Raw genomic sequence first — 18,517 nt, forward strand, 5'->3', positions numbered from 1 at the left:
GGGGGTCAGGCTTCCCGCCGGAGTTCGATCGCGCGGCGCTCCTGCGGGGTGTTCGACAACTGCCCCGAGTCAGTCACGATCGCGACAAGCTGGTCCGCGATCTCGTGGTATTGATCCTGCGGCAGACGGTCCGACAGCAGGACGCAAATACGTTGCACAAGGGCCTGCCCGAAACGGAGCATAGCTGCCCGCGACATGAAACGGTCGCGGGTCACGTCTTCGCGGGTGGCCTCACGGCAAGCCCGCACGTGGCTATCGACCAAAGCCTTCACCAAGCCGACGTTACCGCTGGCCTCGGCAGCTTCGATCAGGCGTTCGAGTCGATCAATCTGTGGTTTAATTCTATTGTCGTCGTTCATCTTTAAGAAGGCCGCTGCCGCCGAAGCGGCGAGCGGCGAAAAGGGTTTATCTGAAGTAACTCGCGCTCAGTTTGCATCCGGTGTTGGGCGGCGCGACTACGCGAATCTTGCGGATGTCGTCTAGCGTCAACTCCAAACGATGCGACTCATAGAGCCGCACGCCACGGTCAACGGCAGCGTCCTCGCCGTCCATCGACACCCAAACGGCCGAGCCGAGCGAATCAATGTTCGCCAACAAGACCATGCGAGCGCCAGCAGCGTGCGCATTGTCAACGTCCGGTAGCTGCTGCGAAGTGTCCGTAATCGTTGCCGTCGAATGCCCAAGGCAGACCACGGTCGCGGGTTTCACTTGTTCCACTGTGTCACCTCGCGAGGATATGAAGGTAGTTGGCGGCGTCGTCATCGCTCGCCGTGGCGAACAACGTGACATGCGGCCCGATGCCCTTGGTATCAAGCCGCAACTCGCGGCCGACGGGAAGGCCGGGCGACACTTGATTTGGGGCCACGAAGAACTCGGCTTCAGAATCGGGAGCCGGTCGCAAGACGATTTCGGTGAAGGCAGTCAAGTTAATGACGGCGGGGACCGTGCCGCATAAGACACGATCGGTCACAAAGGGAGCCATCGGAGATACCACGCGCGCTTATTAGGCTGCCGTGGCGAAGGGGTGCAGTGGATCGAAGGCGGGACGAGCGCTGCACCGTCAGCAGCGACGGCACGGCGGGTAACGGGCGGCAGGTCGGGGACGGGATGCAATCCGATACCTGCGGCGAACAGGGCGCGACGGTCCCCAACCTGCCCGCGACAGAGAATGTCTTGCCGCCGACAAAGCTCTGCATAGAGTGGCGAGCTTTCGTTGGGAAACTCGCTGATATGTTGGGTCATTGGTCCCCCCACGCAGGAGCAAGGGCCGCGACTTCTTCGGGAGCTTCATCGGCGGGCCAGGAGTGCATAACGCGGTTGCCCTTGTCACCAGGGCGAAGAACCTCGATCGTCTCGCCGTTGAGTCCACGCGAACGTGAAACTTTGTCGCCGGGCTTGACGAATAGACTGCCCTCGAACGAGGCGTCGGGCTTCAGGACTTGGAGTCGTTGCAAGGCGCGATCGTATTCGGATTGCGCGGCCTTAACGCGCTCGTCTTGCTGCGCGTCGAGCGAGGCAGTCGCGGCCTCGCTCATTTCGCGGAACCTTCCAAGATCGCCTTCTTTGGCTTGCCGCAACATTTGCTCGGCCGCCAGCACGGCACTCTGCGGCTGGCTTGGATCGAACATCACCCGTTCAAGATGGGCCTCGGCCCATTCGATAGCAGCATCGCGCTTGGGATCGGCCGGAGCCGGCTCCCGATCGGCCCAGTCCTTCTTCGCCTGCTTGTAGATGCGCTTCCGAGCGTTCCGCGCCATGTCGAGATCGCGATCGCCGACGCTGGATTCCGGCACGTCGTCGAAGGGGTTGACCTCGCGTTTCGTCTCGACGACGAACGGACGCCAGTTGCTCGCGGCGGCCCGTGCTCGCGCGTCCATATCGTTCGGGTGTTCGACGCCACGGCGCATGGTCAGTTCGTCAAGCTCGCGACCTGCTAACTGCTCCCGCCGTTTGACTGTTGCATCGGCGAACTTAACGGCCTCGTCGCGCGTGCCGAAGCGCCGACCGAAGACACTGAAATAGGTCTTGCCGTTTGTGTGAGCTTGTGTGATTTCAAACTTTCTCATTGATTGCTTTCATTCGTGCCTAATCAGTAGCCGTCGCGACCGGGCACGTACCGGCGCGAAGCTCTCTTAAAACGCCCCGGATGTAACCAGGACCGAAGTCGCGGAAGAGAGTGATTGACCTACCGTTCTGCGATAAAACGATGCAATCGCCGCTGGCGTCAACGTCCGCATCGACCACGATGCCGCGCTTGCGGCACCAGTCGAGAAAATCGCAGTGACGACAGAAGACTCGCTTCGCCTCGCGGCGAGCGTCACCAGGGCGCATGCGCCAAAACGGTATGGGAATCATGGTGTCTCCATTAAGGCCCGATCATCGGGGGCCAGCCCGCATCGCGCAGGTATGGACCGCGACAACGAGTAGCGGTCCTATGCTTGATTCGTGCGAGCCGGGGTGCGGGAGGATGAACACCCCGGCTCGCTGCTCAACGCCGCGTGAACTCGGCGGAGCAAGGTGATAAGGTGCCCGCTCTGTTACCAGAGCGGGCCGGCATTGTGCCGCTGGCGCAAGTATCAGTTGGCGTCGATGTACGCCTTGACCCGTGCGATCGCGTGGCCCGCTTCGATGAACAGCGGCACGACGGCCTCGCTGAGGCCGAACAGGTGAACCAGGTCGATCTCGATGTCGCTCTGCAAAAGGTTGCGATCGCCGCCGAGGTAGTACCAAGTGTCCGTCGCCTGGTCGTACCACGGCAGACCTTGCTGGTCGATCAGTAGAAGTCTCTCATACTCAGCGTGCTCCGCAGGAGTAGCGCGTCGCTCGGCCTCGCGGCCGTGGTGCCAATGTCCGGCGTCGCATAGCGTCATTTCGCGTTGTTTGTTGTAGCTAACGAGTCTCATGCAGCCCTCTCAAGCTGGATCATTTTTCCGCGCTTAGTGCGCTCCTCGGGATACGTTGCCGAGACGCCGTGCAGTCGCAAGTAAGGCTCGACACGATCGACCGCCGCGCGGACCTGCGCGATATTCGGCGTCGCCACGCCAAACTTCGTGGCGAACTCAGCGGCCGTGCCCTTCCAGGTCTTCCGACCGCCCATGAACTCGATGATCTGGTGAGCGAGGGCCGGCGTGCTGTCGGCCTGGATGCGCTGCTTGCCCGCTGTATCCACGACGGGGATGCGAAGACGGCCCGTGATCGGCGGCAGTTCCAGGTGAAGCATCGCGTGCAGGAACGCGGGCGCTTCAGCCTTCAGCCGTTCGAGAAGAGCGGGCTTGGCGATGTCTTCCGCCGGCCGCTTCACTTCCAGCACCGTGAACCGCGTATCTTCGATCGGAACGATGCAGGCCCCGTGATCGTTCGCGGTCTGAACCCAGTGCGTGTAGTTTGGCACTTGGTACGTGTCCGTGTGCATCCGTCGGATCGACAGCACGGGGCTCGTCACCGCGTCTTTGATCTTGGCCAGCACGCCGCCGTAGTTGCTGATGTTCTTCTCTTCCACTATCGCCAGGACGGTTCCTTCAAGCTCACCGTTGAAGTCAGACTGACTCGTCAGAGCGCGGTCGGCCTTGAAGACGCCGGTCATCAGCAGTTCGAGCGACTCCCAGAATACCGATTTTCCGCTGTTCTCGGGACCGTACAGGAACAAGTACGGGAGTCGGCACGTCGGGTCTTGCAGCATCGCGGCAATCCACTGCTGCATGTACGCGCGCCCGCCGACGCTACGGCCGATATGGTCGTGGATCATGTTCCACGTCGAGTAGTCGCCCTCGACTGGCTCGCACAAGAAGCGAGCCGCCCCGAAGTTCCACTCACGGACGCCGGGATACTCGCGACCGAACGGAATGCAAACCTGCGTCCAGGGGTGAAGCTCAAGATGCCCCATCGCCACTTCGGCGTCCGGCTTTCGGAGTCCACGGGATTGCAGGATGGTCTTGATCGCGCTCGGCGACTTGTAGGACCAGGTGCCATCGTTCTCTTGCGCCAACCAGCAGCCAAGCTCACCGGTGCCGTTCGGGGTGATTCGCCGCAGGCGGCGGATGTAGTCGAGATCAAACGCGGCTGAAAGCAGCAGCGTCCACCAGCCGGATCGCGTCGTAGAAGACCAGTTGCAGTCCGTGTCCGACTTGCGGGCGCGGGCGCTCAGGTGAAGTCCGCTGACGATGTACTCGGCAACGATGCCCCGGCCGTGAAGAACAGGCGGGACTTTGATGCCGTGGCCGTACTTCGCGGCCAGTTGTTCGATGGCTTCAGGCTTCGAGAACTCGAAGCCGGTTTTCGTTTCGGTGCCGCCGAGATCGCGGCACACCTCGGAGAAGGTGAACATGGTTCCTCACGGGTGACTGAGTTGACATAGGGTGGTCCCCTGGTGAATGAGGATGAGGGATGAGGGATGCAGGATGAACAGGGGCCGCCCGGCCGATGCCGACCGGGCGGCCGAGTGCGGGGACCAGCCACACCCTTGAGGATCAGTGACGCGAAGTTAAGGGTTTTCGGTCGATTAACTCCGACTTCCAAAACAGCACCCTTCGTAAGCCATTGTCACGTCGGGCGTTAGGTGGTCGCGGGTGCTAAAGGTGCTGTTGGTGCTGTTTTTGGACCCCTTTGGTCTCTTATATGGTGTTTTCTCAGGAAAAATGCTTGAAGAGCAAAGTAGGTGTCTAAAACAGCACCTTTAGCACCCCATTTGCAGTTTTCCTCGGGAAATACGTAGTTCTGAGGGGTGCGGATCGGCTCCAAAACAGCACCCTACCGTTAACTTTGAGGCCCGATCGTTAACTGACATCAGAACCGTGGACTTTAGGCGGGACATACCCACCCTGGTCACAAGCTCTGAGGGACACGAACGGCTGAATCACAACATTCGTCGCGTCACGCCGCCGCTTTCACGCCCGGCACCGTCCAGTGCTCCCGCAAGTAGATCAGTCCGGCCCGGTGAACCCACGGCGGGGCCGTCCGGTAGACAACCTCGGCCAGCCGATCCAGTCGATACCGCAACGTCGATCTCGCCATACCGACCGATCGCGCGATCGCAGCGATGTCCGGCTCGTTGTCGTCGGACTGCTTGATACGGGCGAACGCCAAGCGCATCCGAGGATCGTTGCCGACGTACTTCCACGCCTGTTGCTCGACCCACGCCTTAAAGTTGTCGTATTCTTCGTTTCGGCGGCCCCTTTGATACGGCCGGGCAACGAAGTTGTCGCCGATGCTGGTCGTCCGATAGTGCGAGTCCGAGTCCAACTCGAACGGGAAGTCCGCGTCCTGCGGCGGCATGACCGGGTTGTACACCCCGTCCTCGGCATCACCGTGCTCGTAATGATAGTAGACGCGCTTGTGGAGGCTCTCAAAACTACGGTTGCGCCTTCGCGTTCTGGCACACGGGCCGAGTCCGCATGGACGCAGGAGATCATCCACGCTTTCGGTGACGACGCGCTTCGCCATCACGTACAGGAAGCCGCCGATGTTCTCGATGTCGCCGTGAAGAAGCCGAGCGACCGTCTTACCGACCAAGGCCGCCACGTCGCTCGCCACGTCATCCGCGAGCCACTGATGCGCGCGCAGATTCCGACGTTTCAGCAGACTGAAGACCGTGTACCGAACAAAGTCCTTCGCGCCACGAAGGAAGTCTTCGATGTCGCGATCGTTGCGAGTCGCGATGGCTCGCCTGTGCAGTTCGTCCAAGTCCATGATGTGGTGGATCTCAGGTGCTTCGTGGTGGATAAGTCCGCAGTAAGGTGACACCGCTTTTTCGATTTGTTGCGTCGCGTTTCGCAGATTCTTGGGCGCGTAGTGTCTCCCTATGGACGTGACACGTACCAATCCCCGAATGCTGCGTCTCGTTTCACAGATTCGACGCGGCCCCACTTCTGCGACCTCGACGTTTGAGCCAGGAGGAAACACCCCTGTTCCGGTCGCATCACCGTCACAGACATCGCCAGCGGGCCTCGTGGGGGCTCACGATCGACGCTAGGGCAGTCCGCTGGCTCGCGCGGTTGTCATATCTAACGCGGCGATGCCATTTGTAGCCACGGCTACAACTCACTGAGGCGGCCTAGGTGATACAACCGCCACAACCGGAATCTCCCGATCCCAAGCTCCCGCGCGGCCGAGCGCAGCGACCTGAACTTCCGACCGCCGATCTCGACGGCCACGATGGGCTTCGATCCTCGGTAAGCGCGACCCATCAACACTGTGCAGCCCTGGTCGCGACGTAGGCGACGGACCAGGCGAGCCGTCTGCGCTGCGGTTGATCGCTCGAACGGAATCCCAGGAACCAGGGACCAGTCAAGCTCTGGCCGTTGATCGGCGAGCGCTGAAGCGAGCTTGCTGCCTGGTGCTGCCTGGTACGTCGCCCACGGCTCGTGACCGTCGCCGTAGAGCACCGCGCACCGACCGTCCGGCCATCGCCACTCCCATAGTCGGTGCGAGGGAGTACATCCATCTCGACCCATATAATAAGACCTTTGTATCTCGAAATTGTTACGCTTTCCGGCAACTCACCGGATCGCGGCGTGATATGCTTGAATAAACGGCAACTTTGTCTCGACTTTGCTGGAACTCGCAACAATGACTCCCGACGACGTGAAAGCCTTGATTTCGGCGACCAGGACCACAGCAACACAGGATCGGGCGATCCTGGACCTGCTGCTGCACAGCGGCCTTCGCTGTGCTGAACTGTGTGACCTGCGCGTCTCAGACGTGCAGGGCGACACGCTCACCGTGCGCAAGGGCAAGGGCGGCAGACGCCGAGTGATCCGGCTCGCCCGAACCTACGGCCACTGGGAGCTTCACCTTCGCGCTTGCAGCGCTGGTCCTGATGACTTCGTGTTCAGGACCAGGACGGGAGAGAAGTTAGCCACGTCGCATATAAGGCGCATGGTGGGCCGCTTGGCACGCAAGGCTGGCGTGGCAGGTGCGCATCCTCACGCTTTCCGCCACGCTCACGCCTGCTGCGTTTACGATGGCATTGGCGATCTCGCGACCGTGAGCCGCCAGCTTGGCCATGCGAGACTCAGTACGACGGACACGTATCTTCGCGGCCTCGGCGTGAGCCTGGACGCCGTGGCTTCGCTAGCGTTCTAAACGAGAGAATGAGCGGTGCGGTAGGGGGGGGGTCTATTGATGAGTTGACAATCCGATTTACACGGCACGCAATGTGCAGCCCTATTGTGGGTATTCTCGGGGAAACGCCAGCTTGAGACGCGGCGAATCTCAAGTGGCCTCAGCGTCAGTGCGAGGGGGCAGGTATCGCTTCGTAAGGCGCTCGTGTACCTCGGTGAGACTCCATTCCTTGATCTCACTGGACGTGCTCGACTTGCCGCCCTGGCGCAGGTGAACCGTCATGGTCCCGACGCTGATCCGACCGCGATTGTAACCGAGGGGCGGCAGGACGCTGGCCAGCCGTTCGGCATCGTTGTCCCGTTTGTTCAACGATCCCCACGAGAAGTGCGCCGCCACCTTATCCCTGAACGCGCCCACGTCCGGGATAATCCGTTCCGCATAGTCCTTCGGCAAGGGCCGCGAGTCGTCCAGCCGCTTCGCGATCGCGCCAACCAGGCGAACGAACTGAACGGCCGAGATCGCATACCAGTGGAACGCCATCGTCAGCAGGGGCGTTGCACCCCGGATCGCTTGCGGCAACCGTCCGAACGAGAACAGGCCCTCGACCTTGATCTTCATGTCGGGAGCGAATGAGAAGATTTCTTCGCTCCCAGATTCGACGGATTCCTTCGCAGTCTTCTCGCAACTCGCGACTTGCGAGTTCAAGTATTCCAAGCCATGCCACAGGCATTGAAGCGCCCAGTATTCGTTCGTCGGCTCCCGGAACACGTCGCCGGGGACCACGATCTTGTCGGTGTACTCCAGCGTCGTCGTCGTCGGTTCGTCGGTCATAGCGGTAGGACGCGGGTGATCGACCAGTAGGTTCACGCCTTGAGGCCGGCTACGGTGTCCTGGATAATACGGCCACGATAACTTCAACTCGATCGGACGGACCTATGCCAACATACTACTGCCATAAGTGCGGCCTGAGCGAGGGCCATGTCAAGCCGGACGTGCACGCCAACCTCACCGGCGAACAGTACCAGCTAGAAAAGTTCATCAAGCACACGGCTCCGACCGGCCAATACAAGGTCAACTCGATATTTGCCGATCCGAGCTACAAGAAGTACGCCGATTACATCGTGACCACGACTGCTTCGGGCTACGTGGAGATCGACGATAATCAGCGCACGAACATTGTCTGGTTCGCATCAGAGAAGGCCGGAACGAAGTACGTCAAAGGCGCTTTCAAGTGCGACCAGAGCGGCGTCAAGGTTGTTTTCCATGACGACAGCACGAAGATTCATGCTTTCGCCGCCGAAGTGAATTTCGGCACGAAGACTTGCGCCAAGTGCGGCGCGTCGATCCCCTACTGAAGAGTGCGATGCGCGTGGTCGAGAACTTGAAACAAATTCTCTTGTACTGCTAATCAGCAGGTTTGGCGTTCTTCCCCTCCACGTGAGCGAGAATCTGGCCCTTCAATTCTTCAAGTGCTAGCTCCTTCGTCTCGTGCCAGTTCTCGGGCAATAGATAATCGCCACGCTTATCTGCACCGTGAAAGTCCGCTAACGTCCGGTGCGAACCAAGTACGGCTTGCGCCGCCCAATCATTGTCGATCGTGTCCCTGGCGACACAGATAGTCCACCCACGAAAATGGGCAAGGTGATTGTCGGTGAACACCGACACCGTGCCACCGACGAAGTGCAACTCGCCTTCGGCCCAAGGCTCGAACTCTACGGCCTTGTACGTTTCGGTCGGAACCGCAGCCAAGTGCGAATACTTGCCTTCGGCGGTGAAGCTAACGCAGCCACGCTGTATCAAGAAGCCGTCGGGCGACTCGACGTAGTATTGCTTCTCATCCGAATCGTACCAGTGTCCTGTAGTTTCGCCGGTATCGAAGCGTTTAGCGTCGAGCGGATGAGTGGCGAACGGATTGAGGCAGATATGCAATCCGTCGAGCAACGATTCCTCGTATGATTCTCTAGCCGTCGAGATCATATGCGGTTCGGTGCCGTGTTCGTTGTATCTAACCGCCATCATCGTTACTGGAAACGGACCGGTTTTCGCCAGTGCGCGAAGTTTGCCGAAGGTCGCGGTATTCGAGAAAATAACAGCGCTTACTTCGGCCATGTCGGGACGTGTGAAAAACCCAAGCGGGATCGTGGCACCACTGTCCTTCTTCACGTCATTCATTACAGCTTCGCCGACGACCAGCCGCTCTTGACCATCTTCTCCCGGCAGCCAAAGTGGCTGATCGAAGCCGTAAAGCACACGACGAAGTGCATGATCGTTCTGCACGAAAAACAGCGGCTGCTCGAACGGCGCAACGCAGATTACAAAAGGCAGTCCCTCGACGTGCGGCAGCTTTGAGTAGGACTCCAGATACTTGCAATGCTTCGCCCAGATCGCGTTCGCGAGCCGTATTGTCGCGAGGTGTAGCACAGCATCTCGATCGAAGGTTTCAAAATCTTCGCGAGACTTGTACCACTCCGGCTTGTATCCCTCAGCGTGTCCAGCAATTACCGCCTCGGCACAGATACGCTGCTCAGGGGATTGCAGAAGAAAGTCCGGTGCAGGATGCGAAAAATCGCAAGTGAATCCAAGCTCACGGAATGCAGCGTGAAGGTACAACTCCCAGAACGAGGAATTGAATGTCGTCTGAAACTCAGTGACGAACTTGCCGTCGCGATCCACAAAGCCGTTGGCCCAATCTGCCAGGACCGCTTGTTCCCGCTCTGCGAATCCGGGCGCAATGACTGCGCGGAAATTTGGGTGCAGCCGGTCGTCGGCAACTACTGGTTCAAAAAGTTTCATTCCGTGATCCCGGTCGGAAGGGATGCCGTTCCTCAGACAGACGCTGGGGGACCGCGGATGGTTCGCAATCCGGCCTAACCGGTGTTGCGGTCGCCAAGATAGTAGCCGATTGCGAGCGTGATGAGCGGCAGAATTGACGACAGCATGAACTTCACCAGTTCCACGCCGCCGTCAAACGTCGCATCCTTCATGCGCATCAGACAGAAGACAATCACGAAGCATAGAAGGTAGACACAACCGAAGATGCTGAGTACCCACCTAGCCATGTGCAGCGACGCTGCCTGATCGAAGCTCGGTTCCGTCACGACGGGGAGGCGCTCCCATACCTCTTCGTCGTCGATGTCTACTTTCGGGAGCTTCTGCGGATCGGTTCCACCGTTCATCAAGTCTCCTATTCGTCGAGAATCCCGACGATCTCTTTGACAACCTGCCCGTCCTTCACGACGGCAATCTGATTCTTCTGCTCGCGCTCACGCAGCGCAACCTTCAGCAACGACAGCGCGGCCTTCAGCACGCCGGCCTTCGTCGTTCCCAGTTCTTCGGCCATTTCCTCCAAAGATTGATTCTGTCGTTCCGTGAACTGCACGTTCAGTCGCGTCGCCATTGTCCACTCCCTTGTTATTGCTTAGTTCACACGGACTAAATTAGGAATCCGAACTTCGCAATGATCCTGTCCCGTTGCTGAACGAGTTGGTCCAGGTCGAAGTCTTCGCTTCCAACGCTGGTAAACTTCGCCAAGCAATACTGATACCGAGCGATGCCACGCATCGACACGTAGTACTGCGTGCCATGCTTTCTGAAGAATCCTTGCTGCACAAGACGATCGTCGAGATCGTGGCGCAGCTTGTCTCGTTGGACCTTGTAGCCGAACTCTTTAGCGAGGGAGTGCGTGAAGTCTTTGCACTCCCAAAGCTCCAGCGTCTCAGACTGAAGCTGGCGCGACGCCGCAAGAGCGAGCATGATGAGCGTTCGGCCGCCACGGCACGGAGGTACGCCCTTGAAGAGTGCGTTGTCGATCTGGCCCGGCAGCGTGAATAGGGAGTCTTGGTTTTCCCTCAGTTGATCTGCGTAGTCGATCGAGTTTTTGCGGATTCGCTCTTCCGTCAGCATCAGTTTCCCATGCGACTTCTGGTTAAGTTCGACGTGATACAACTCGAAGTCCGGCAACTGGGGATGAACGACCAGGACCATCGTGACGACATCGGTGGTCGGGAACGCAGCGCGCATCTGCTTTTCGGCCGCAATCAGGCCCGACAAGTCTTTGTCGTCGATAGCGATGTCGCGGTAGACGACGCTGCGAAAAAGACTGCCGCTCTTGCGGCCCACACGATTCAGCGCGGAGTCGTGGACGTTCTTGCTGGTAACGACCTGAGTTAACCAGATTGCATCTTCTTTGACGCCCACAACGTCGATCATCGCCAATGGCTCGCCGAGCTTCTGAATCTGCTCATGCGACAACTGCGACGGTTTCCCAGTCGCGCGCGCGATCTGATCGAGAATCGGTGCGGAGTACTTCTTCTTAACTTTATGCCAAACGAGTGTATGAACTCCGTGGACCTGTAAGTCTTCGATGTTCGCCAGCAACCACGCGGCGCGACCGCACTCGCGATCGTTGGTCTCCATATTGTGACCCGTGATGCTGGTGATCTCTTCGTAGCTCGGTGGTTCCTGGAGCGCTCGACGATACAGGTGCTCCATTTCCTTGAACGGCACGTCCATGTCGCCACGGGCGTAAGTCGCGAGCGTGGCTAGCGACGTGGCGAGTTCCTCGAACACCATCGGATTCGTGTTAGCTACCGCGATTCCTAGCTCGGACATCATCTACTCCCTTCAAAGATCGGCCGTGATGGCCTTGGGTGATGTCCCTAAATTACACCTTTTTGGTGAATTGCACAACATGCAAAATGTGCGCGAACTGCCCGGCCAATCCGTAAGTCCTTACCGTTAATAGGAATGCGTCAAGCCATTTTCTGCTTATCGGCCTTGATTCCATGGACCTGTGCTTCATGCTTCAGGTATGGACCACGAACGATACAAGCGAATCGAAGCCGGGATGATTCACCGGGTAGGCGTCGTCGAAACGGCCATCGTTGCCGGCCAGCCGATACCGCCGCAGGACGGCAACTGGCGCATCGGCGACTTGATGATCCTCGTTACCGTCGCCTGTAAGGTGATGCGCGACTACAAGGGCGATCCCGACGAATATGGCATCGAAGGGTTCATCCGAGGGCTGGCCGAATGAACTTCCAGAAGCTCCTACGTGATCTCGAACAGGCTCCCGACGATGTCGCGGACGAGTACGTCGCCGGCATCGTCAACCAGGTGTCCGAGTGGGCGGCCGCCAATGGTCACGCCGCCCTGGTCCGCGAATGGACGCCTGCGGCGACCCGCCTTGAAGCTCGCCGCTATCTCGCGGAAGCGATCGCGGCGACCAAGACGGCTCCCAACGATGAACTGCTGACGCTGGATCAAGCCGCCGACATTCTCGGCTACAGCGCGAGCGGCTTGCGAAAGATCATCACTCAAACGAAGGCCGGCAAGCCAGGCATTCAGTTCTCGCAGATTGGCAATGGCCCGATCAAGTTCAAGCGTGAATGGCTTGACGAGTTTGCCGTCGCCAACTCGACCATGCCACGCCAACCGCGCCCGCGTGTCGAGCCGCAGCATTTAAAGCCGCCGCGCTAGACTGCTTCCCATAGCGGTTCGCTGTAGTGGTCGCACCATTGCAGATAGTGGTCGCGGCAGACTTCTGGCGTATTGCCCATGAGCTTCGCCAGTGTTTCGATGTTGGTCGCCTTACCCGACCAGTACCCTTGCAAGATGCGCTTGGCGTAGGTGTGCCGGCAACTGTACATGACGCAGTCGGCATCAAACTCGATACCTTGATTGCTGACGCGCGCCTTCAATTTGCGAAACTTCTCGCCCAATAGCTCACGTGTCCACGGTCTGCCTTCCGCGTTGCGGAAGATTGGGCCGCTTCGGTGGCGCTGGGCTTGCTTCCGAACGATCTTGATTATCTCGGGATCGGTAATCCGAATCGTGCGCAGGTTTCGCGTCTTGCTTTCGTCGCTCTTGAACACCCACTCCATACGCTTGCCTTGGTCGCGCACATGTGCGGCCGTGAGCTTGGCAAACTCGCAACCAGGTCGCGCGCCGGTGCGGATGCAAACTTTAATTGCTTCGCCTAGCGCGGCATTTGCTTCCGCGATTAGCGCCTTCTCCTGCTCCGGCGTGATGTAGGTCACGCGAGCGCGCTGCTTCGGTGTCTTGTAGCCCTTGATCGGGTTCAAGGGAATCAAGCCCGCCTCAACCCCGTAGTTGAACGCTCGTTTGACCGCCTGAATCTTGGTGCGTCGCGCTCCCTTCCACCTAGGGTGAGCTTGTAGCCAGCGATCCAGGTGGATCGGCTTCAACTCGGAGACGGGGAACTGCCCATAGCCCTTGTGGATATAGTCCTTCGCCGTTGGCGTCCCCTTGCGGCGGAACCGTCCGGGCAGCCCGTAGCAAAGATCGTAGAGAGTGTCGCCGCGACCGGCGTAGGTTGCGGGCGCGCCTTCCGCCTTCACCTTGGCAAGGTAGGCATCACACACGTCCAGCACGGTCACGCCGTCCCCGGGCTCGGGCTCTTCTGGTGCCTTGGCTCGCTCTAGCGCGGCCTTCAGCACGGCCGCCGGCGTCGTCTTGCTCTTGAGGGCCTGGCCGTCATCATCGACCAGCCTTTTCATCCGGCCTTCAACTTGCGCGTACCATCCCCGCCCGGTACGATAGAAGTAGCCACGATTCCGGCTGCCGGAGTTGCGACCCATGAGAAAGCCTACGTCGAAGATTTACTGCCATATTTACTGCCACAGGCTCCATTTTACCTTGAAAAACGCCCATAACTAAGCGAAAAGTTACACGTGGCCCTCGTAGCTCAGGGGATAGAGCAGCGGTTTCCTAAACCGCGTGTCGCAGGTTCGATTCCTGCCGGGGGCGCTTTGTCGAGGGACCGCGCCGATGTGACGCGACCCTCGCTACGGCAACGGCAGTACGCGCAGCGTCCCCGCGTCCGCGTCGATTTCCACCTCGCTCCCCAGGGGCAGCGTGCAGTTCTGCGGGTGGTGGCCCAGGGGGAAGTTCATCAGCACCGGGACGCCCGCGTTCTGGAAGTACTGTCGCAACACCCCCTCGACCGTGTAGCGCTCGTCGTCGGTCTTTTCGTCTCCCTCGCGGGCGAAGCTGTCGGTGAATTGGCCGAGGATCGCGCCGCGGAACCGGCGCAGCTTGCCCGACAGTTCGAGCTGCTTCAACATGCGGTCGATCCGGTAGGGGGCTTCGTGGGTGTCCTCGACCAGCAGGATGGCGCCCTCGGGGTCGAGGCCATAGGGCGTTCCCTCCAAGGCGGCGATGAGCGACAGGTTTCCCCCCGTGAGCCGGCCGCGGGCCTTGCCGGCGCCCAGCGCGATCGGCTGCGGCACGTCGGCGGGGATCTCGACGACGTAGCTGCCGTCGGTCCCCGCAACGGCCCGATGCGCCGCTTCCTCGACCGCCGCGAAGAAGCAGCGGGCCGGGAACGGGGCGAGATTGTCGGGGCTCCCCAGCCCCCACATCGGATTGGGGCTGTGGAACGTGACCAGCCCCGCACGGCGATTGAGCGCGGCGTGCAACGCCGTAATGTCGCTGAACCCGATGAAGACCTTGGGGTTGGCGCGAATGACGTCGAAGTCCAACAGGTCGAGCATCCGCATCGTGCCGTAGCCGCCGGTGCCGGGAAACACGCCCCGCACCTCGGGATCGCGGAAGGCTTGCATGAATTCCTCGGCCCGGCGCTCGTCGCTGCCGGCCAGATAGCCGTCGACGGCGAACAAGTCGTCGCGCAGCTTCACCTTGTAGCCGCGCTCTTCGAGCCGCTCCTTGGCGAGCATCATCCGCTCGCGATCAAGTTCCCCCGCGGGGGCGACGAACATGATCGTGTCGCCGGGCTGCAGGCGCGGCGGCGAGATCATCGGCCGCGCCCTCTCCTCGGCGATCGTCGTCGCGACGCAGACCCCCGTGAAAAGAACGGCGCAGCACTGAGAGCGGATCGCGGCGAGCATATCGGACCTGGCAGGGGCGTCGGAGGGAGAAGTCTGTCGATTGCAAATAGCCGGCCGGCCACGCCGTCCCGACTGCGAGTCGCGGGAAGTTCGCACGGCGTCCCTCCCCCGCGACGGTTCTTCGAATCGCGCGGCGATCCGGCTCAGGCGGTGCGTGGCGGCGCACTTATGTGAGCCTACGCAACGCGGTGCGGGCGTCGCAAGCTGCCGAGGGGACTCCTTGCGCGAACGGCAGCGAATTGTGCGCCGCGGCGAGACTACCGGAGCTCCGGCGGCAACGGGGCATCGAGCGTCAAGCGGCGATTTCGCGGATCGTCGCGGCGCGACGGCGCCCCGCCCCCGGGGCTCGTCGTGAGCGCGGCCGTGATCGCGTCGGCCAGTCGGCGCGCCGCGGCAGGGGTCGGAATCTCGCTCAGCAGCGTTTGGGACGTCTTCCCCGGCGCATTCTTGTTCTTGGCGCGCAGGACGACCTTCTGGTACGGCCGGCCGTTGTAGGTCGTCCCCGACGCCTCGACCGCCACGTCGGCGATCTCGTCGGCGGGGAACTCGCGCTCGCGCCCGAAGACCAGCCAGCGGCGCTGAACTACGACCCGCTGCGGGCCGAAGCGCAGCCGCGTCGCGCTGAAGCACATCGACAGCGCCATCGGCAGGATCAGCGCGTCGAACGCCGTGAACACGTAGAAGAACACGCGCGGCGCCGGGGAGAAATACAATCCGACGCACGCCCCGCTCCACGCGACGGCGAACAGCAGCAGAAACAACGACATTCCCCAGTTGCGCGTCATGGGGAAATAGAGCGTCGTTTCGTCGGGCCCCTCGTACTCGATCCGGCCGTGAAGATCGGCGACAAGCGATGCGAGCGTCGGGGGCGCCTCGTAAGCGGCCAGCGGGTCCTCGTCGGCCGCCGTGGGCGGCTCGGGGGAACTGGCCTCGGTTTCGAATACGGGAATCTCGAACTGGGCGTGATAGTCGACGCCGGGGGTCTTTGCCTCGGCCGTCAATCGCCACAGCACCTGGTCCTCCTCGCTCGACGGGGGGAGGTGATACGGAACATGAAACCGGACCGGGATCGCCGTTTCCAGCGGGCCGGCCGACAACGTGCGGCCGAGCCGACGCTCGTCGCTCCACAACGTGCGCTCCTCGGTGCGGCGATGTTTGCCGCTGCCGGTGGTCACCTTGCGGATGCAGGCGAGGGTGAGGCGAATCCCCTCGGGGGCTTCGATGCGGGGCGGGGCGTGGATGACCCCCGCCACCGGTCCCCCCAGCACGCCGGGGAGCGTCGCCAATTCAAACTCCGAGGTTCCCCACCGCCACGCCACGAGCCACAACCGCCACGCCCAAATCGCCATCCCCGTCCCGATCAGCGGGAACAACCCCACGATCAGCGGCAGCCACCACTCGTGGTCCTTGCGATTGACCGTGGCCCCGAGAAACCCCGGCCAACTGATAAGATTCCAGAACAGGGCGATCCCCGTGACCCCGATCGCCGCGGTGCGGGCCTGAGACTTGATCCGCCCTGCGGCCCAGTCCGCGCGCCACAACCACGGCTGTTCGGGATGGAGTTGCTGCTGGGCGGCCCTTTCCTTCGCTTTGCGACTGCCGAACCACGCCATTCCCAGCAGTCCGTAACCCGCCAGGCAGAACACGGACGCGAACGCCGCTTTGAACGCCAGCATGCCGGCGCGCAGCTCGCGGTACAGCAGCGCGCGCTCCGGTGCGGCGGGATCGACGTAACAGACCGTCCGCCCCCCCGCGGCAAGCAGGCGCTCGAGCTCGCGCCCCTTGGACTCCTGATACGCGCCGATGTTGTCCGACCCGCCCGAGACGGCGACGCGCTCCGACTCGTACTGCCGGCCGGCGAACTCGTATTCGTAGCGGGCGGTCGCCTTGTAGGTCGTGCCGTCGCCGCGTTTCACAACGAGCTCCGCGGCGAGGAGTCTGGCGGGCGTCTCGACCCACTCGCTCGCCTCCGCCCAGTGCCAGAACTGCGCGAGCGCCAGCCACAGCACGAACGTCCCGCCGCCCGCAAAGGGCAACGCGAACAACGTCAGGCACCCGACGCCGACGGCGGTCGAGACCTTCGAGGGTTTGGCAGACGCGTCGGCGGGCTCGGCCATCGGCGAACGTTGCGAGGAAGGAAGCGCACGTCGGCGCACGACTGCGAAATCTGTGCACCGCTTCGTCGAGCGAGCGGTCTACGTACTTCGCCGCGGCGCGCTACACATTGAACAGGAAGTGGCACACGTCCCCGTCCTGCATAGTGTAGCTTTTTCCTTCGATGCGGAGTTTGCCGGCTTCGCGGATCGCTTTTTCGCTCTTGTACTGGTCGAGCTCGTCGACCGAATAGACCTCGACCCGGATGAAACCCCGCTCAAAATCGCTGTGAATGACCCCCGCGGCCTGCGGGGCCGTGTCGCCGACGTGGATCGTCCAGGCCCGGACCTCCTTCTCGCCGGCGGTGAAGTAGCTCTGCAGCCCCAGCAGCTTGTACGCGGCGCGGGCGAGCGCCGCGAGGGCCGGTTCGGCGAGCCCCAGGCTTTCCAGCATCTCGGCCCGCTCCGCCTCGTCGAGCTCCATCAGCTCCGCCTCGAGCCGCGCACACACGGGGACGACCGAGCCCCCCTCGGCCGCGGCTCGCTGGCGAACCTTCGTCACGTGCGGGCCGGTCCCCTCGAGATCGTCCTCGCCGACGTTGGCGACGTACAGCACCGGCTTGGTCGTGAGCAACTGCATGCCTTCGAGCGCCTTGGCCCGGGGCTCGTCGTCGTAAGTCAGGCCGCGAACCGGCTTGCCCTCGGCGAGCAGCGCCTGGCACGCCTCGAGCACCTCGACCCGCTGCTTGGCGTCCTTGTCCCCCGTACGGGCGGTGCGTCGGGCCTTGTCGAGCATCCCCTCGACCGACTGCAGGTCGGCCAGCATCAGTTCGGTGTCGATCGTCTCGATGTCGCGAATCGGATCGACGGCGCCGTCGACGTGGACGACGTCGGCCTCCTCGAAGCAGCGCACCACGTGCAGGATTGCGTCCACCGTGCGGATGTGGGACAGGAACTGATTGCCGAGTCCTTCCCCCTCGCTGGCGCCGCGGACGATCCCCGCGATGTCCACCAGCTTGAGCATCGCCGGAATGACTTTCTGCGTCTTAATATGCGATTGAATCCGGGCGAGTCGATCGTCGGGCACGGCCACGGCGCCGACGTTCGGTTCGATCGTGCAGAACGGATAGTTCTCGCTGGCGATCCCCGCGGCAGTGAGCGCGTTGAACAGGGTGCTTTTGCCGACGTTCGGCAGTCCGACGATGCCAGCTTCCATGACGGGAGAACTCTGCAGCAGGGGGGCGAAGGGGGAGCCGCGCTCCCTGCCGAAGCGGGCCAGCGGCGGCGAATCGCGGATTCTAGCCCACTTTCCCCCCGCAATACAGCCGCCCCGCAGTCTGGTCGCGATGCCTTTGCGCCCAGGTCCGGGGATTGCGCAGTTCCGCAAAGCGCGCAGCCCGTGCCGAGAAGACTTGCTCCGATTCACGGGCCCGTCTTGCCCACGCTTCGAAAAAAAAAGGCGAAGCGTCCCGGAGGACGCTTCGCCTGAAGAATCTC

The 18,517-nt window shown here is 61.5% G+C and carries 20 protein-coding genes and 1 tRNA gene; 5 read left to right on the plus strand and 16 right to left on the minus strand.

Translation table 11 applies throughout. The features are described 5' to 3' along the window. Positions 1-5 precede the first annotated feature (5 nt). The 7 genes from KF688_18020 to KF688_18050 all read right to left on the minus strand — a co-directional run bounded on the left by KF688_18020 (position 6) and on the right by KF688_18050 (position 5,685). Positions 6-359: a hypothetical protein gene (locus KF688_18020; protein MBX3427582.1), complete on the minus strand. Its 354-nt coding sequence runs from the start codon at positions 357-359 to the stop codon at positions 6-8. A 46-nt stretch (positions 360-405) separates the two neighbouring features. Continuing rightward, positions 406-717, minus strand: a complete 312-nt coding sequence (locus KF688_18025) for a hypothetical protein (GenBank protein MBX3427583.1) — start codon at positions 715-717, stop codon at positions 406-408. 4 nt (positions 718-721) lie between these two features. After that, on the minus strand, positions 722-982 hold the full coding sequence (locus KF688_18030; GenBank protein ID MBX3427584.1) for a hypothetical protein: 261 nt from the start codon (positions 980-982) through the stop codon (positions 722-724). 256 nt (positions 983-1,238) lie between these two features. Next, on the minus strand, positions 1,239-2,066 hold the full coding sequence (locus tag KF688_18035; GenBank protein MBX3427585.1) for a hypothetical protein: 828 nt from the start codon (positions 2,064-2,066) through the stop codon (positions 1,239-1,241). A gap of 510 nt (positions 2,067-2,576) precedes the next feature. Continuing rightward, on the minus strand, positions 2,577-2,903 hold the full coding sequence (locus KF688_18040) for a hypothetical protein (GenBank protein ID MBX3427586.1): 327 nt from the start codon (positions 2,901-2,903) through the stop codon (positions 2,577-2,579). Further along, on the minus strand, positions 2,900-4,324 hold the full coding sequence (locus KF688_18045; protein ID MBX3427587.1) for a hypothetical protein: 1,425 nt from the start codon (positions 4,322-4,324) through the stop codon (positions 2,900-2,902). Before KF688_18045 ends, KF688_18040 begins: the two co-directional genes overlap by 4 nt. 545 nt (positions 4,325-4,869) lie before the next feature. Further along, positions 4,870-5,685, minus strand: a complete 816-nt coding sequence (locus KF688_18050) for a hypothetical protein (GenBank protein MBX3427588.1) — start codon at positions 5,683-5,685, stop codon at positions 4,870-4,872. 879 nt (positions 5,686-6,564) lie between these two features. Here KF688_18050 and KF688_18055 point away from each other — a divergent pair. Beyond that, a complete protein-coding gene (locus KF688_18055) occupies positions 6,565-7,080 on the plus strand; it encodes a tyrosine-type recombinase/integrase (GenBank protein ID MBX3427589.1) in 516 nt (171 codons plus the stop codon). Positions 7,081-7,209: 129 nt separating this feature from the next. On the opposite strand, the gene KF688_18060 is transcribed toward KF688_18055, so the two are convergent. Further along, positions 7,210-7,890: a hypothetical protein gene (locus KF688_18060; protein ID MBX3427590.1), complete on the minus strand. Its 681-nt coding sequence runs from the start codon at positions 7,888-7,890 to the stop codon at positions 7,210-7,212. Positions 7,891-7,994: 104 nt separating this feature from the next. On the opposite strand from KF688_18060, the gene KF688_18065 reads away from it, so the two are divergent. Further along, positions 7,995-8,414, plus strand: coding sequence for a hypothetical protein (locus KF688_18065; protein MBX3427591.1), 420 nt, complete (start codon positions 7,995-7,997; stop codon positions 8,412-8,414). A 49-nt stretch (positions 8,415-8,463) separates the two neighbouring features. Here the strand turns inward: KF688_18065 and KF688_18070 are convergent, their stop codons facing one another. The 4 genes from KF688_18070 to KF688_18085 all read right to left on the minus strand — a co-directional run bounded on the left by KF688_18070 (position 8,464) and on the right by KF688_18085 (position 11,670). Beyond that, positions 8,464-9,852, minus strand: a complete 1,389-nt coding sequence (locus KF688_18070) for a hypothetical protein (GenBank protein MBX3427592.1) — start codon at positions 9,850-9,852, stop codon at positions 8,464-8,466. Between the two features lie 74 nt (positions 9,853-9,926). Further along, on the minus strand, positions 9,927-10,235 hold the full coding sequence (locus KF688_18075) for a hypothetical protein (protein ID MBX3427593.1): 309 nt from the start codon (positions 10,233-10,235) through the stop codon (positions 9,927-9,929). 8 nt (positions 10,236-10,243) lie between these two features. Continuing rightward, the gene (locus tag KF688_18080; protein MBX3427594.1) at positions 10,244-10,399 is read right to left on the minus strand and encodes a hypothetical protein; all 156 of its coding nucleotides are present in this window, start codon (positions 10,397-10,399) and stop codon (positions 10,244-10,246) included. 92 nt (positions 10,400-10,491) lie between these two features. Continuing rightward, complete coding sequence (locus tag KF688_18085; protein MBX3427595.1) at positions 10,492-11,670, minus strand: hypothetical protein; 1,179 nt, start codon at positions 11,668-11,670, stop codon at positions 10,492-10,494. A gap of 199 nt (positions 11,671-11,869) precedes the next feature. On the opposite strand from KF688_18085, the gene KF688_18090 reads away from it, so the two are divergent. After that, on the plus strand, positions 11,870-12,094 hold the full coding sequence (locus KF688_18090) for a hypothetical protein (protein ID MBX3427596.1): 225 nt from the start codon (positions 11,870-11,872) through the stop codon (positions 12,092-12,094). Continuing rightward, positions 12,091-12,537 (plus strand): hypothetical protein, encoded by a 447-nt coding sequence (locus KF688_18095; protein ID MBX3427597.1) that lies wholly within the window; start codon positions 12,091-12,093, stop codon positions 12,535-12,537. The genes KF688_18090 and KF688_18095 overlap by 4 nt, the downstream gene beginning before the upstream one ends. On the opposite strand, the gene KF688_18100 is transcribed toward KF688_18095, so the two are convergent. Then, positions 12,534-13,658 (minus strand): hypothetical protein, encoded by a 1,125-nt coding sequence (locus KF688_18100; protein ID MBX3427598.1) that lies wholly within the window; start codon positions 13,656-13,658, stop codon positions 12,534-12,536. The two genes, KF688_18095 and KF688_18100, sit on opposite strands and share 4 nt — an antisense overlap. A gap of 96 nt (positions 13,659-13,754) precedes the next feature. On the opposite strand from KF688_18100, the gene KF688_18105 reads away from it, so the two are divergent. Further along, positions 13,755-13,827: transfer RNA gene (locus tag KF688_18105), tRNA-Arg, on the plus strand. Positions 13,828-13,865: 38 nt separating this feature from the next. Here the strand turns inward: KF688_18105 and KF688_18110 are convergent. The 3 genes from KF688_18110 to ychF form a co-directional block, all read right to left on the minus strand. Beyond that, positions 13,866-14,927: an LD-carboxypeptidase gene (locus tag KF688_18110; protein MBX3427599.1), complete on the minus strand. Its 1,062-nt coding sequence runs from the start codon at positions 14,925-14,927 to the stop codon at positions 13,866-13,868. Positions 14,928-15,184: 257 nt separating this feature from the next. Then, entirely contained in the window at positions 15,185-17,044 is a 1,860-nt protein-coding gene (locus KF688_18115) for a DUF3592 domain-containing protein (GenBank protein MBX3427600.1), read from the minus strand. A 100-nt stretch (positions 17,045-17,144) separates the two neighbouring features. Then, positions 17,145-18,236 (minus strand): redox-regulated ATPase YchF, encoded by a 1,092-nt coding sequence (gene ychF / locus KF688_18120; GenBank protein ID MBX3427601.1) that lies wholly within the window; start codon positions 18,234-18,236, stop codon positions 17,145-17,147. Positions 18,237-18,517: the final 281 nt, after the last annotated feature.

The sequence above is a fragment of the Pirellulales bacterium genome, assembly GCA_019636345.1.
Taxonomy (GTDB): Bacteria; Planctomycetota; Planctomycetia; order Pirellulales; family Lacipirellulaceae.

What these genes read in the sequence shown, in the direction of transcription:
- KF688_18080 (MBX3427594.1), bottom strand. Translation starts at nt 10,399, where the DNA reads ATGGCCGAAGAACTGGGAACGACGAAGGCCGGCGTGCTGAAGGCCGCG.
- ychF (MBX3427601.1), bottom strand. Translation starts at nt 18,236, where the DNA reads ATGGAAGCTGGCATCGTCGGACTGCCGAACGTCGGCAAAAGCACCCTG.
- KF688_18030 (MBX3427584.1), bottom strand. Translation starts at nt 982, where the DNA reads ATGGCTCCCTTTGTGACCGATCGTGTCTTATGCGGCACGGTCCCCGCC.
- KF688_18020 (MBX3427582.1), bottom strand. Translation starts at nt 359, where the DNA reads ATGAACGACGACAATAGAATTAAACCACAGATTGATCGACTCGAACGC.
- KF688_18075 (MBX3427593.1), bottom strand. Translation starts at nt 10,235, where the DNA reads ATGAACGGTGGAACCGATCCGCAGAAGCTCCCGAAAGTAGACATCGAC.
- KF688_18090 (MBX3427596.1), top strand. Translation starts at nt 11,870, where the DNA reads ATGGACCACGAACGATACAAGCGAATCGAAGCCGGGATGATTCACCGG.
- KF688_18055 (MBX3427589.1), top strand. Translation starts at nt 6,565, where the DNA reads ATGACTCCCGACGACGTGAAAGCCTTGATTTCGGCGACCAGGACCACA.
- KF688_18100 (MBX3427598.1), bottom strand. Translation starts at nt 13,658, where the DNA reads ATGGGTCGCAACTCCGGCAGCCGGAATCGTGGCTACTTCTATCGTACC.
- KF688_18110 (MBX3427599.1), bottom strand. Translation starts at nt 14,927, where the DNA reads ATGCTCGCCGCGATCCGCTCTCAGTGCTGCGCCGTTCTTTTCACGGGG.
- KF688_18095 (MBX3427597.1), top strand. Translation starts at nt 12,091, where the DNA reads ATGAACTTCCAGAAGCTCCTACGTGATCTCGAACAGGCTCCCGACGAT.
- KF688_18115 (MBX3427600.1), bottom strand. Translation starts at nt 17,044, where the DNA reads ATGGCCGAGCCCGCCGACGCGTCTGCCAAACCCTCGAAGGTCTCGACC.
- KF688_18060 (MBX3427590.1), bottom strand. Translation starts at nt 7,890, where the DNA reads ATGACCGACGAACCGACGACGACGACGCTGGAGTACACCGACAAGATC.
- KF688_18070 (MBX3427592.1), bottom strand. Translation starts at nt 9,852, where the DNA reads ATGAAACTTTTTGAACCAGTAGTTGCCGACGACCGGCTGCACCCAAAT.
- KF688_18045 (MBX3427587.1), bottom strand. Translation starts at nt 4,324, where the DNA reads ATGTTCACCTTCTCCGAGGTGTGCCGCGATCTCGGCGGCACCGAAACG.
- KF688_18040 (MBX3427586.1), bottom strand. Translation starts at nt 2,903, where the DNA reads ATGAGACTCGTTAGCTACAACAAACAACGCGAAATGACGCTATGCGAC.
- KF688_18065 (MBX3427591.1), top strand. Translation starts at nt 7,995, where the DNA reads ATGCCAACATACTACTGCCATAAGTGCGGCCTGAGCGAGGGCCATGTC.
- KF688_18085 (MBX3427595.1), bottom strand. Translation starts at nt 11,670, where the DNA reads ATGTCCGAGCTAGGAATCGCGGTAGCTAACACGAATCCGATGGTGTTC.
- KF688_18050 (MBX3427588.1), bottom strand. Translation starts at nt 5,685, where the DNA reads ATGGACTTGGACGAACTGCACAGGCGAGCCATCGCGACTCGCAACGAT.
- KF688_18035 (MBX3427585.1), bottom strand. Translation starts at nt 2,066, where the DNA reads ATGAGAAAGTTTGAAATCACACAAGCTCACACAAACGGCAAGACCTAT.